This is a genomic window from Pseudoalteromonas xiamenensis (assembly GCF_030994125.1).
Taxonomy (GTDB): Bacteria; Pseudomonadota; Gammaproteobacteria; order Enterobacterales; family Alteromonadaceae; genus Pseudoalteromonas; species Pseudoalteromonas xiamenensis_B.
Map to the genome: position 1 here is coordinate 286,979 of NZ_CP099918.1, position 13,845 is coordinate 300,823.

Sequence of the window (13,845 nt, forward strand, 5' to 3'; positions counted from 1 at the left end):
AAATACCATGGCGCCAAGGTTACTGATTTTCAACTTCGATGGGACAGGGAATGAGCCACGAGACACCGAGCAATTTGCTTCGGAACATTTTAAAGAAGACTCCGCTATTTCCAACATCCTCAAACTTCACCTTCTTTTTGGTGGAAAACTCCACCCTCAAGCCCCCAGTTATTTTACCGACCAACTCAGTTTCTATTATGCCGGCATAGGCTCTCAAGGCAGTGCCGTAAAACGCGTACTAAATCAGATCCTTGCCCCTCGCAATATTGAAGTTGCTGCGATATTAAATGAGGCACTTAGAGACTTTAAACAACATCACCAATCAGGTGATGTTGTTTTATTGACTGGTTTTAGCCGTGGAGCGGCTTTAGCTCGGCGTTTTGCGACATGTTTGGAACAATTTATAGAAGACCACGTTTACCTGTGCGTATTTGATACTGTTGCTTCGTTAGGCTTATCAAAAATCGCCAAAGCGACCTGTGGTGCTGAACATGTCATTTTTAGTAGTTGCGATGTTGCACATAACGTTGAACAAGCTTTGCACTGTGTTTCGCTTGACGATAAGCGTCGGGCATTTGAACCAACGCTTTTCAATGCCGCAGACAATGTAAAAGAAATATGGTTTGCAGGCGCTCATTCTGACGTCGGTGGTGGATTTTACCGCGATGGTCTTTCCGATGTCTGTTTGCGCTACGCTATCGAATGGTTAATTGATCTACCAATTGGCATTCGGCTGCTAACGTCGAAACAGATAGACTATTCCGCGTTGCTGCCACTTGATGGTGGATTACTCATCGATGAAGACGACTTAGCCATTCACCCTAATCCACTGGCAATTAGCCACCAGCAAGACTACCTCTGGTTTGCGACCAATCTTCGACCCATTGACCGTCAATGTGTTGTGATGGAAAACGATACCGTGAGTGATCATTTACCGCTCATCCACCACTCCGTTGCAAGTAGGATCTTTAACCTTGCTTCGTATCGCCCTGAGTCACTTAAGGGGTTAAACTATCGATTAGAGTACCCTAATGGCGAAACGCTAACCTTTAGGGGGTTGTCCGCTCACATTGAACTTACCCAACAGAATTTAACCGTGCTTCAACCCGGACAAACCGCAGTGTGTGCTGTTTATGCTTGCGAGCTTTTTAACTCAACGGGTATTTTGCTGCAAAAAGGGGCAACGTATCGCTTTTCGCCCGTGCAAGACAGCTATTGGTTTGATAACGGTACGCGTGTCAATGCCTGTGGCTGGCAACGAGAGCATATTACGATTGCACAAAAATCAATGCCGATTAGCATGATGGAACCGTTCCGACGATTGCCAAATGCAAATTGGTTTTCACTCATCGGGTCAATCAACAAAAACGACGCCCATGCTTTTGCGATTAACGAAGGCGCAGATGTGAAAATTTTGGAAAGCGGAGAATTTACGCCATTTGCCAACGATATCCAACGTTACTATGGCGCAAATGCGGGTAAAATTCGAGTCAACGTGACACGACTGGGTTAGCTCTGCGGTTCCCCCAGTCTCAACAGGAAAGCCACAAAGTAGATGGTCTATTCATTGTGGCTTTTTAATGCTCAGCCAGCTAGTAGGCAATAAAGAACAACCCCTTAGCCAATTTATGAGTGGGGCTTTCAAATCGATGAGGCACTGAAGCGTTAAACGTAGTCAGCGTTTGCGGTGCAATTAGAATACTTTTATCTGCGATGTGAACCGTTAATGACCCTTCTTCCAACCACACGTGTTTAACTGAACCAACATAGTTCGCCGAAAACATCGTTTTTCCAGGTTCTTTGAAATAGAAACGGTACACTTCGGTCGCAAAATGGCGTTGCTCATTCGCCAATAAATGACACACAAACACACTGTCTTTTTTGCTCACAATATTACTTTCGTTCGCTGAATGTATGCGTACATTGAACGCTTGCTCAGGCGGCTGAACAAGGTCGCCTAGCGCAATATCCATCGCATGAGCCAGTTTAGCAAGAACGGCTAATGTAGGGCTGGTTTTACTCGACTCGATTTGTGCAATCATTGACTTACTGACACCAGAACGCTCTGCAAGTGATTGTAAACTCTCTCCTTTTGCACTACGAAAGCTGCGAATAAAGCTCCCTAAATATTCGAAGTTCAAGTCGTTATTACTCATTATTAACTAGTTCCTGATTGTTTATTCTATTCATCCGTTATAATGGATTATTTCCCAGATATTGTAGACAGTTTCAACATTGAATGCGACTCTTTATTTCATGGACTAGGGCAATTGGACTGACATTTTCTCATCTGTTTGCCAGTTGTTTACCAAACTACGTGCCTCATGCTGTGGCCCAATCTTGGTAAACATGCCCTCAGTGTTACAACCAAAAATCATGAAAAAGGAATCAATGATATGAATACATTGTCTAAGCATATAGCAATTACTGGCGGAAATTCGGGTATTGGGTACGCCATCGCTAAGTTGTATCTTCAACAAGGACACCGTGTATCAGTACTTAGCCGTCGTTTTGATGAACCAAATACGTTACAAAATGACTATCCTGACCAATATGTTTGCGTTGAAGGAGATGTGTCGAAGGTGGCTGACATTGAGCGTTTCTATAGTCACTGCGCATCAAAACAAGGAAAACTCGATTTTGTCGTTGCCAATGCAGGTATCGCAGTACCGGAAGCCATATTAGACGTAACGGAAGAAAGCTTTCAAGCGACCTTTGATATTAATGTCAAAGGTGTGTTTTTCACTGTCCAAAAAGCCCTCCCTCACTTAAACCAAAATGCTTCCGTAGTCCTGATTTCTTCGATTCAAGCTATTCGAGGTGCTGGGGTGTGGGCTGCGTATGGTGCGACAAAAGCCGCGGTGCGATCACTCACTCGTTCATTTGCTGCGGATTTAGGTAAACAAAGTATTCGGGTGAACTGCGTATCGCCAGGCGTAACGGAAACCCCTATTTTGAACAAATTCGGTTTTGATGATTCAACGTTAACGGACATTTTGGGTCAGGTTAAAGCAGCTACGCCGCTCGAGCGTATTGGAACCCCTGAAGAAATCGCAAAAACAGTCGCGTTCATCAATTCAGATGATGCCGCGTTTATCACTGGCGCGGACATTCATGTAGATGGTGGACTTGCTCAAATCTAAGCTTTCGCGCCTCACCTAAACGACATTAAACGTTAGTGTCTAAACTCGTCTTTAAAGATGCACAAAACTCAATGTGCATCTTTTTAGCAGTTCATGTTTGAGTTCATATCTCATGAAATCCACTCACAAACCTATTCACACGTTATTTTTCAGTCAAACGTTGTTTACGAATGTCTGTAAACGCCCACCACGGTTTTGCCTCCTCACCAGACATAAAACTCGTTACAGACATAAATACATCGATTACGCAGGGATCATGACGCGCATTGGTCAGTTCACAAAGTCGTTCATACATTTCAAACGGGCATTGACCAATGAGTTGGCTCGGATTATCAATGCCAAGAAGTAACAAATCCTCAGCACTTGCTTTTCCAATGTTGGGGAGATCCGTTAACTTGACTACGTTCTCTCTTATCACTTTACTTGGGTTCATTAATAAGCGTTCTTTAAACCAAATATTTCCGTCTCACCTCATCTATGAGTCTATGGCGTGAACTTCTTTCTCGCTCATGTGGCGCAAATTGCGCACTCACCGAGTCTAAAAGGTCAACGGCTTGCATGAGTTTTTCCTTATCTAAATCGCTTGCCATTGGTTCGAGTGTTAACGCATTGATGATTAAAATCGCTAATTCTTTCGCGGCAATGTCTTCAGGTAATCCCGACTGGGTGCAAAGTCCATAGGTGCCGTTTAGAAAGTGCTGCCATTCCTTATCAATATGTGAATCAAGCAACTCGTTTACATTCGGATGCGCACATTCAAATCCCAATTTTTTCAAATTCTCTAATGTGTGTCGGTATCGGATGGCAAAATCTCGATAAACCGCATTTTTATCGCTCGCTGCATGTACGTGCTGAAGCCACTCAACATAACCTTTTGCAAAATATTCAATTGTGCCGTGTGCTAGATGCTCACCAAAAAAAGAATGGCAATCTAGATTGAGATTCAGCTTATAAGAACACGTTGGGACGAGTCCCGATTCCTGATAGTTTCTGAGTTCTTCATCAGAAACTTGGGCTGCGCTGAGTAACTGAGTTTTATTTAAAAAATGTGTAGAGAGATATTCCATTAATTCCATGTAGGCCACATTCCTTGGACAAGGTAACAAGTCAGATTCGCGTTTAAGATACAACTGGATTTATAACCTATTGAATCTAAAAAACGTGTTTAATTTTATAATGTTAAACCTTACCTGATTTCAGCTCGAGTGCAAAGCGTTTGCTGAAATAGCGAATTGTTTGAACCTCATTAAAGAAAAATAACAGATTGTTATGGTGTCTAATTCAACACAAGTGGCGACATGAATCGCTCTTATGTGTAACGCTAATGGCTTTGCGATGGCTGGCTGTAGGCTTGAATTAACTCATTGATAAACGCTTTATTACGGACAATCGCAGCGTTTAAATTCGAAATATCTTGAGCCGTAAAGACTTCTTTGCGTAAGAGGTAGTGAACATTATTGTCATGCACAGGATAAGGTAACATTACGCCATCCTCGATTTGGTATTTCTTGAGCAGCGCTCCCCCCGAAATTTCATCTTCGATAACGTAATCCACTCTTCCCATTGCCAGCAATCGTGCTCGTCTTGTGGCATTCGCGACTTCAACAATTTGCTTTTGGTTTTCAGCGGTGGCTCTTAGATGTTCAAATTCTTCGCCATAGTACGACCCGGTACTCACAGCAATACTTTCACCTCTGTCAAAAACTTGTGCGAGCGTTGTCAGTAAATTGCCCTTAATTTTTCCGAATAGCCTCATCCGCTCTTGTCGATATGGCGCTGAAAAATGACCAAATTTTGCTCTTTCTTTGGTGAAACTAGCCATTAACACGAAATCTATGTTCCCTTTTTGCAACTCCGTGAAACTGCGTGATGAGGATGGTAAGCGGACAAAGTTGATACAAATGCCTATTTCCGAAAAAACCTGTTTCGCAATTTCAATTTCAAGTCCTGTGGTATGTGGCCCTTTGAAAATGACAAGCGGTGGCCAGTCAGAAGCTAAACCGAGTTTGACCGTTCTAACGCACGGTTCTAACGCATAAGTAGGCACTATAAAAAGAATACATAACACACTAATTAACCAAGAAAATTTGCGGGTTATCAATCACAATTCCTTTAATGGGTTGGGCTCTCAGCCACTGTCGAAATGTATTTCGCTTCCAAAGTTTTAAGGTGAGGCAATTGTCTCTCAATTGCTTCATTGATGGCATCGACTTGCTCTTTGGAGAATGAACGCCGCCCAAGCATAAAATGAATCGCGTTATCATTAACGATGTAACTGTGAAGCTTTATTTGGTTGTAGCCCTTTTGCTTCGCAAAATACAGACCTGATATTTCATCTTCTATCAGGTAATTTACTCGCCCAAGAACGACCATTTGCATTCTTCTATCCAAACTCGCTACTTCGAACAGGCGTTTCCGATACCAATCAATTCTTAATATTTCAGCCAGTTCTTCACCGTAATAGGCACCAGGATTAGCGGTAAAAATATTGTCCCCTGCGAATAACTCACTTAAGTTCTTCGCTGACTCGTCTGGATTGACTGAAAACAACCTCATCCGCTCTCTTCGGTATGGCATTGAAAAATAGGCAATTTCAGCCCGTTCGGTATTAAAACTAGCAGACGGAAGTATATCGACCAGTCCTTTTTCCAATTCATTTAAACCACGCGCCGACGAAGGAAGTTTTATAAATTCGTAGCAAAGTCCAGCACTTCTCAGAATCGCTTCTGTCACTTCAATATCTAAACCATACGGTATGTCATTAAGGTACATAACATAAGGAGGCCAATTAGTGCCGATACCCACTTTATAGATACGACCGCAATCAGCTTGAGCAATCATACTGACAAAAAACAAAATAAAATAAATTAGATACCGCACGCTGATCCTAAATTGTCAGTAACTTCACGCTAAAGTATGGTTGAGAAAACCAAAATTTAAAGCAACGCCTTTAGCAATATAGCAATCTTGGCTTTTCGTCAATAATTAGAAAGCAAATTGTGAAATTTTTGTTTTCTAACGAATCCACTTTGCTTATTTGAATGCAAAAAAGCACCACGTAGTAGGACGTGGTGCTTTTGATTATGAAGGGAAATTAATTATTTTACCCAAACAGATGCAACGCCAGGTTCTTCACCTTTTGTCCACCATTGTGCAGTATACACTTCGCCATTATGTGTGACTTTATCACCAGCAACATAGACAAGGTCAGCTCGCCAATCGCGCACTTGACCATCTGATGGGATCACTTCTTCCCATGGACCACCTTGGTCTGGACGGTCGCCTTGAGTCCACCATTTTGCTTTATATTCAACGCCATTGTATTTAACGACATCACCTGTGTTGTATACCGCTGTTGCGCTCCACGTTGTATCACCACCTGATACTACGTTTTTCACCGTTACGTCAAAGCTACGCGTGGTTGTTGCCTTACCATCAGATACCGCCACCGACACGGTGTATGTGGTGTCAGCAGAAACGTCCGCCGCGGCAAGAGATACAGATGCACCAGCGCCGGTAACTGTAAGGCCTGATGGAACATTCCATGTGTACGTTAGTGCATCATTGTCCGCATCCGACGCCACTGCGTTCACAGCAACGGACTTACCTTCGTCAACAGAAACATTAGCAATTGCATCAACGACAGGCGCGTTGTTTTGCTGTGTTCCATCGCCTTTTACCATAACGGTAACTTGCTTAGATACAGATGCTTTTCCATCTGACACAGTTACCGTAAGCGTGTAGTTAGAGTCCACAGAGACAGAAGGCGCAGTAACGTTGACCGTTGCAGCATTGCTACCAGAAAGCACGAGTGCGCTATCCGCAGACCACGAATAAGTAAGCGGGTCATTGTCTTTATCCGTTGCGCTAGCCTGAACACTCACACTGCCAGCAGAATCAACAGATACACTTGCAGGAACGGTCACAACTGGTTTGTTGTTTGGATTTACTGGACCACCTAAACCTTCATGCATTGCGTTTAAGATATCGCCGTTATCCGCATCGATTTCCCACGCAAATAAGCCACCTAAACCCAAAGTACGGGCATATTGACCTTTCGCCTTTGCTGAACGAGGACTATCGTAGGAAATAAGTTTGCCTGTTGAACGGTTCCAGACATACGCACCTTCTGCCATTTCATCATAGCCAACTTCAAAACCGTTAATGCCAGTGCCTGATGCCCCAATCATGTGTGACTTGATACCTTTATAGTCAATAACACCTGCTTCCCAAACACCTTGCGCAGTCGTACCGGTGAGTTTGCCATTACCTGGTGCGGTCATCGGGTTGTCCGGATCCGTCGCATTAGCAGGATAAACACCTTCCCAACCACGGCCGTACATAGCAGTACCAAGAACTATCTTCTTCGGATCGACACCCTGTTTCAGCATCAATTGCATTGCATTATCAGCAGTGTAAGCCGGCCCCTTACGCGGTTCACCTTTGTCATCAAGGCCTGTACCATTACACTCACCAACTGACATATGCGAACCGCAATAAATTGCTGTTTGATGACCCGTCACATTGTTCCAGCCACCATAAAAGTCATAGGTCATCGCAAAAATGTGGTCCATATGCTGAGACGCTTGTAAGTAGTCGACGTCTTCAATCTTGTCGTAACCCACACCAATTGCAGAGGTAAGCTGGTATTTTTTGCCTACTTCGCCTTCCAGTTCATTTAACATTGCACGCAGTTCTTGCATTAAGGCTACATAAGCTGGGCCATCGTTAACCGGATCACCGAGATTCCCGTTAGGACCGCCACCGCCTGGGAATTCCCAGTCAATGTCTACACCATCATAAAACTTCCACGTTTTTAGGAACTGTTTTACAGACGCTACAAAGACATCACGGTTTTTCTTTTCGGTAAAACCGTGGAATGGATCAGACAATGTCCAACCACCTACCGATGGCAGAATCTTAAGATCTGGATAACGTTGTTTAAGTGCCATCAATTGTGAGTATGTACCACGGATTGGATCGTTCGCATCGACGCCTGGCATTGATTTTTGAATTGCTGCCCACGGGTCATGAATCGCAACTTCATAATCTGCAGAGTCCGCACAGGCCTTTTGCAAGGCGCGCCAGCTATTGCCGTTTTCAATTTCTTTCAATGATTCATTTGGACCACAAATAGGAATAAATCCATACAAAATGTGTGTGAGATTCTGCGCTGGCACTTTAGTCACATCAAAATTGCGACCATAGATGCCCCACTCAACAAAATAGGCGCCAACAACCGTATCGGCAGATGTACCATAATTGCCATTGTTCGGATCGACGTTCATTGGAAGTGGCGCAAGGTGTCCACCATCCGTGTCCGCGATCACGATATCTTTGGCAGCACTGCGCGCACATCCTGTGTCATCGCAGAGCTCCAAAAACAGTTGATGACGGCCTGACTTTTTATATGGAAAGGTAATCGTTCCACTTTTTGTGCCAGCCGCTAAGCTACCTTCATTAACTAATGTGTCATCAAAATAGACTTTATAAGCGTTACCGCCCGTACCACTCCAAGCATTCCACTTAATTGAAATATCAACGGTATCTTTTGCTTTCACCAACTGTTTGTATGAACCTTGTCCATCCAAATTGACCTCAACAAACGAATACAATTGAGGTTGCCAATCGATACTTGGCGCAGCTGGTGCTGCGGAAGCGGTTGTGCTCATCAGTGCGAGACCGACTGCACAGCTTAACATTTTTAATTTCATGGTTTAGACCTTCTACATGTTGTAACCAAACCCTATGGGCGGTTGTTTTTAATAATATTTATATTGCTTTCCAAACTTGGGCTTTGTCAGGTTGTTCACCCTGTGTCCACCACTTGGCTTCATATCGCTTACCGTTGTACATAACTTGGTCGCCGCCCCAATACACGTTGGTTGCAGACCAGTTAGGTAAAGATTGGTCTGTGTTGGTAATGGTCACCGCAATGTCTTTTGAGGTTTCCAATTCACCATCCGATACCGTCACTCGAATCGTACTTTGTGTGTCTTTATCCACGCTGGCAGCAGATACAGTGACCGTTGCACCGACGCCCGATACGGATAACGGTGGTGAGGTTTCATAGCGATAGGTTAATTCCGATTGCTCATCATCAAAGGCATGAACATGCAAAGACATGGAGCCATTTTCATTTACCGAAACGGGGTCTGGCTGATGTACGACTGGCGGCGTATTTGGCGTAGGGATCTGAATTGTAAGGTTATAAGTATGCTCTGCATCCGTGACGTAAACTTCATTACTCAGTAATTGGGCTGGGTCAAACTCAATGTCTCCATTTGCGTTTTTAATTCCCACCTTGACCCATTGGCTAAAATTAAGATTTAGCATTTCGGCAAGCGTTGTCGCCCAACGTTGCACGTTATCGTTATTGATGTTCAAGGATTGACTCACAATTTCTTGTCCTGAACCATCAAATACACGAGCCCATACTTTGTCGTCTATTTTTGGCTGTTGAGAAGCGGTCACAAAATAACCCGCTTTATGCCACGTCGGAGCAGTAGCATCTTGTACTATATGAATGTCACTACAGTTGTAGAATCCTTCACCAACAACATCAATCCGCTGCCAACGCGTATACAAAATCGCATCCCCTTGACGGTCTTTCGGAATGTCTATTGTCATGTTGTAGTAACGTTTTCCATTTGGATCTTTAACGAACTCAAGATTGCCAAATTCAGAAATGAGCTCTAGATCTTGCCAACGGAGTTCATCTGTCGCTGGACTGAATGTGGGCTTAGTGAGGTAAATCTTCCAAAAACTTGGGTTGTGAGGTGTTGTTGCATTCCATTTAATCGTCACTTGCCCTTTTTCATTAGGTGTAACAACCGTTTTTTGCCACTCTGTAGAAGGTAAGTTGATCCCTCTTTTTTGTTTGTCTCCCGCACTACACAACTGACCATCTGGTATGTTCGCTTCTACCGACGCTTGATTGCGATAGTCCGAAGTATTAACTGAAAACTCGTGTTCTTGAGTAAATTGAACGTAACCCGACTCCAGAAATGCCGCGCGACACGCTAAATTCGGGATATTGGAACCATCTTCTGGCCACCAATAACCCCCTTGAGCTTCGCAAATTGATTGTCTGGCTTTTGGAAAATCGAGATAGCCATGTGACGCAACATTCATACTTGCAACCGTCGCACACAAACCTAACATCGAGAAAGAAACCTTTACATGTTGTTTCATAGCAATCTCCTAAAAGGGAGGTTGCCCTCCCTATTGGGTGTGTTTTTGATTAAATACTACAAACTTTGGTATATGCGTCGTTGCCTTCTGGTGCTGCACTCGTCCACCATTTGGCCTTATAGACTGCGTTACCTTGAATGATTAGATCCCCAGCCGCTGCATGCGTACCTTGTGGTAGTGTTGGATATACAACGATGTCGCTGATAGGCTTACCTTCACACGTCGTTACTGGGTCGCCACCTGGCCCACCGTTGCCTGGAGTAGCATCAGGTAGTTGAGGGTACTCAAACTTAAATGCGTAACGTTTACCGTCTTTCTCCGCGACAAAGTTACTTGGGCCTGTAATTGGCATGTAGTACATCACTTGCGCATTTACGGTTTCACCCGGAGCAAACGATTTAGGCGAACCACCCCACTCGTTCTTCAGTTCAATTGAGAAACGGTGGAACTCATTTTCGAATCCTCCAATGTTGTTACCCGCAGCGTTCGACCCGTTTACTTCGACTTTCATGCCCAATTTTTCTTGCGCGTTCCAATTCGATTTGAAAATTGCAGATGTCGACACAGGCACATCAAATGAGATTTTTGCGCCAGATAAATCAACGTCAGAGTTATTGGTGAAAGCGAATGTTGGAGAAATTGGGTAGTTTTTATCACCAACAGGGAAATCTTTTGCTTCAAAGGTGACATTCACTGCTTCCGCTGGCACTTGGAAACTCACGTTGCCAACATTGACGTCATACGCTTTACCACTTTGATTGAACTTGCTGTGTGCGAGTGACGTTAAAGTCGAGCCCATAAAGTACTCACCTTTCGCCGCATCGTAATCAAAGTCACCGGCAAGTTCCCAGAACATGATGCCGCCCAGACCATTGTTGATAACGTAATCAACTTTACTTGCCATCGACTGCTCGTCTTCGGTTGAAATGAAGACTTTCTTCTCATCGTTCCAAAGCCAAGGTGCAACGGCAACGCTGTCATAGTTACGCACATACGTCCCCGTCAACTTGTCTGTCGGATCCGTGTCAGGTGTCAGACCGTAATCAGACAGGTAACTGGGCGTTACGCCTTTTTCCAAGTTCTTCGCATGCCACAGCGGGTTTGAACCTGCAGGTACTTCTAGACCTACATCGTTCTTATCATGCCAAAGATTGTCGATGCCCACCGCGCCGAAACCACACTTGTTTTTCTCGCCTTTGCCTGTACCTGGAGGACAATTTGCTTGATCAGGGTAAGCAGCTTGACCCCAAAGACCATTCGTACCACCTTGAACACCTTGGAAGCCTCGAGTGTAGTAAGGGATACCAATGTTAATTCTGCCTGCTGCAACCGCGCCTCGGAAATATCGCACTGCCCAGTCAGTATTTAAGTACCCTATACCTTCAAATTCAGCCGTGCCATAAACATTCCATTGCTTTAATTCAGAATCTTGGCCGGTGTCAAAAAGCGCCGCATTGTGGCCGACATGAGAATTCCAAGCACCGTGAAGGTCATAAGACATGATGTTGATATAATCCAAGTATTTAGTCACTTGGAACGTTTCCATACCGCGAAGCAAATAACCTGATGAAGGTGATGCGATAGTGAGCATGTAATGCTTACCGTCTGCCGCACTGGCTTTGTCGAGCTCTTCACGTAAACGCTTCATCATCACTTGGTATGACGCATTGAGTCCCGCACGACGTGCATTAGAAATGGGGAAATCATCGGGATGACCAGAATCCGCCATCGATGATGGATATTCATAGTCGATATCAACACCGTCAAATCCATATTTGCGGATAAACGCGACTGCGCTCATGGCAAACGCATTAATACCGGCCTGATTCACCGAACCATCGGCGTTAGTTGTCATCGTGTAAAAACCACCGCTGTTCACACGCGAACCGTCAGAACCAAAGTAACCGCCTGTTTCAGCCCAACCGCCTACGGAGACCAATGTTTTTACATCTGGGTATTGTTTTTTGTATTTATTCAATAAGTTGAAGTGGCCTTTGTATGGTAATGTAGGGTCAAGTTCAGCACCCGCTACACCAGGCCATTCCATGTTTGTCGCAGGATTACCTACCGCATTTGGATCACCGATTGAAACGTGGTTATTTGCATCAACATGTGCGAAGGCATAGTTGATGTGTGTAATTTTATCCCACGGAATATCGTTAACTAGATAGCTCGGCTGACCATTCGCACCATTACGCCAGCTAGTGAAGTAACCAATGACGCGACGTGGGTGGTCTAGGCCCATTTTTTCACGACCTTGTTCATCGTAAACGCTGCAGTAAGGCACCGTCACACCTGGCGTTTGATAAAGCCCGGCAGGACGACAGTTTACGTCCGCTGGAGGCTCCGAATTATCTACCACAGTGAACGTTCGAGTTTCAGTCGTTACTGCGCCTTTGTCATCTGTCGCCACTAACGTAAAAGTAACTGCACCGAGCGCTACCGCTTCCCAAGTATAAGAAAGGTCCGCTCCTGTAGAACTGGCTACCGCAGAGTTATTCACTTTAAACTCGAGGCTTGTCACCTGCCCATCCGCATCTGATGCAGTTAACGTAAACTGCAGCTTGCTACCAATAATTAATTTTTCTGGTAGGGTTGCAATCGCAATTTTCGCGCTAGGCGCTTGGTTTACAGGATCTACAATTTTTGCAACTGAGACTGTATGAGCTGCAGTTGAAGTTGCACCGCCTTGATTATCGGTGGCTACCGCAGTCAGAGCATGCGATCCCACTACTGCGTTCCATGCAACCGAATAGACACTCTCGGCGCCTACTGTGACCGTTTTAAATAAGCTTCCATCAACAAAGAAATCCACTTTGTCGATAGAACCGTCAGAATCTGTTGCATTCACACTAATGATAACGCTGTCATTTTCCTGAAAAGAACTATTGTTCGCTGGTTTAAACTCAGCGACAACTGGCAACTCATTATTGACAACGCTGTCACAATTACCCAAATTTTTCCATTCTTGCCATGGACCAGAGTGCGTCGCTGGATCAGCCTGTGTCCACCAGTTAGCTTCATAGGCGATATTGCTTTTTTGTGCTTTATTACCCGCAACGTACGCTTTGCCTTCTTGCCAATTTTCTAATCCTGAGCAGTCGAATGCCGCTGCATTAGCGGCATACAGCCCCATTGTTATTGCACTCAGTCCAAGTATGGACTTGAGAGATTTTTGTGATTGCATAGATTCTCCAACCTGTTTTTAGTAACTTAAACTTCACACTTTAAACAAAAGTAACACAAGTTTTACGGCCGTCAACTTAATTCTCAAGCACAAAATGATGAGATTAATTTCCAGATTAATACAATAGAATGGCTTTTATTGAATAAAAAATGAGTAAACCTCATGTTGTTTAGAAAATAAACAACCTGAAATTTACTCATTCGAAAAACAAAAAAGTAATTAAAATTTAATAGATTAGACATCTATCTATCTAAAAATAGTAAGAATTAAATTAATCGGGATGATGAGAGGAAAAAAAGGGTAAAAAATAAATATAACGTT

The 13,845-nt window shown here is 44.0% G+C and carries 10 protein-coding genes; 2 read left to right on the forward strand and 8 right to left on the reverse strand.

The genetic code is table 11. The features are described from left to right. The first annotated feature begins 7 nt into the window (after positions 1-7). Positions 8-1,513, forward strand: coding sequence for a DUF2235 domain-containing protein (locus NI389_RS18385; RefSeq protein WP_308362885.1), 1,506 nt, complete (start codon positions 8-10; stop codon positions 1,511-1,513). A gap of 79 nt (positions 1,514-1,592) precedes the next feature. Here NI389_RS18385 and NI389_RS18390 read toward each other — a convergent pair whose 3' ends face one another. Then, positions 1,593-2,156: a helix-turn-helix domain-containing protein gene (locus tag NI389_RS18390; protein ID WP_308362886.1), complete on the reverse strand. Its 564-nt coding sequence runs from the start codon at positions 2,154-2,156 to the stop codon at positions 1,593-1,595. Positions 2,157-2,396: 240 nt separating this feature from the next. Between NI389_RS18390 and NI389_RS18395 the strand changes: the two genes are divergently transcribed. Further along, positions 2,397-3,143, forward strand: coding sequence for an SDR family NAD(P)-dependent oxidoreductase (locus NI389_RS18395; protein WP_308362888.1), 747 nt, complete (start codon positions 2,397-2,399; stop codon positions 3,141-3,143). A 142-nt stretch (positions 3,144-3,285) separates the two neighbouring features. Here NI389_RS18395 and NI389_RS18400 read toward each other — a convergent pair whose 3' ends face one another. From NI389_RS18400 to NI389_RS18430, 7 genes are all read right to left on the reverse strand, one after another. Beyond that, on the reverse strand, positions 3,286-3,576 hold the full coding sequence (locus tag NI389_RS18400) for a helix-hairpin-helix domain-containing protein (RefSeq protein WP_308362889.1): 291 nt from the start codon (positions 3,574-3,576) through the stop codon (positions 3,286-3,288). Between the two features lie 13 nt (positions 3,577-3,589). Continuing rightward, positions 3,590-4,219 (reverse strand): DUF6058 family natural product biosynthesis protein, encoded by a 630-nt coding sequence (locus NI389_RS18405; protein WP_308362890.1) that lies wholly within the window; start codon positions 4,217-4,219, stop codon positions 3,590-3,592. 245 nt (positions 4,220-4,464) lie between these two features. Then, positions 4,465-5,244 carry a substrate-binding periplasmic protein gene (locus NI389_RS18410; protein WP_308362891.1) on the reverse strand — a complete coding sequence of 260 codons (780 nt, stop codon included), beginning with the start codon at positions 5,242-5,244 and terminating at the stop codon, positions 4,465-4,467. Between the two features lie 11 nt (positions 5,245-5,255). Continuing rightward, on the reverse strand, positions 5,256-6,023 hold the full coding sequence (locus NI389_RS18415) for a substrate-binding periplasmic protein (RefSeq protein ID WP_308362892.1): 768 nt from the start codon (positions 6,021-6,023) through the stop codon (positions 5,256-5,258). Between the two features lie 218 nt (positions 6,024-6,241). Beyond that, entirely contained in the window at positions 6,242-8,857 is a 2,616-nt protein-coding gene (locus NI389_RS18420; RefSeq protein WP_308362893.1) for a glycosyl hydrolase family 18 protein, read from the reverse strand. A gap of 58 nt (positions 8,858-8,915) precedes the next feature. Beyond that, positions 8,916-10,337: a lytic polysaccharide monooxygenase gene (locus NI389_RS18425; RefSeq protein WP_308362895.1), complete on the reverse strand. Its 1,422-nt coding sequence runs from the start codon at positions 10,335-10,337 to the stop codon at positions 8,916-8,918. A gap of 49 nt (positions 10,338-10,386) precedes the next feature. After that, the gene (locus tag NI389_RS18430) at positions 10,387-13,524 is read right to left on the reverse strand and encodes a glycosyl hydrolase family 18 protein (RefSeq protein ID WP_308362896.1); all 3,138 of its coding nucleotides are present in this window, start codon (positions 13,522-13,524) and stop codon (positions 10,387-10,389) included. Between the last annotated feature and the right edge of the window lie 321 nt (positions 13,525-13,845).

Bases quoted from the DNA above. Each gene is read 5' to 3' on its own strand.
- NI389_RS18385 (WP_308362885.1), top strand. From the start codon at position 8: ATGGCGCCAAGGTTACTGATTTTCAACTTCGATGGGACAGGGAATGAG.
- NI389_RS18390 (WP_308362886.1), bottom strand. From the start codon at position 2,156: ATGAGTAATAACGACTTGAACTTCGAATATTTAGGGAGCTTTATTCGC.
- NI389_RS18395 (WP_308362888.1), top strand. From the start codon at position 2,397: ATGAATACATTGTCTAAGCATATAGCAATTACTGGCGGAAATTCGGGT.
- NI389_RS18400 (WP_308362889.1), bottom strand. From the start codon at position 3,576: ATGAACCCAAGTAAAGTGATAAGAGAGAACGTAGTCAAGTTAACGGAT.
- NI389_RS18405 (WP_308362890.1), bottom strand. From the start codon at position 4,219: ATGGAATTAATGGAATATCTCTCTACACATTTTTTAAATAAAACTCAG.
- NI389_RS18420 (WP_308362893.1), bottom strand. From the start codon at position 8,857: ATGAAATTAAAAATGTTAAGCTGTGCAGTCGGTCTCGCACTGATGAGC.
- NI389_RS18425 (WP_308362895.1), bottom strand. From the start codon at position 10,337: ATGAAACAACATGTAAAGGTTTCTTTCTCGATGTTAGGTTTGTGTGCG.
- NI389_RS18430 (WP_308362896.1), bottom strand. From the start codon at position 13,524: ATGCAATCACAAAAATCTCTCAAGTCCATACTTGGACTGAGTGCAATA.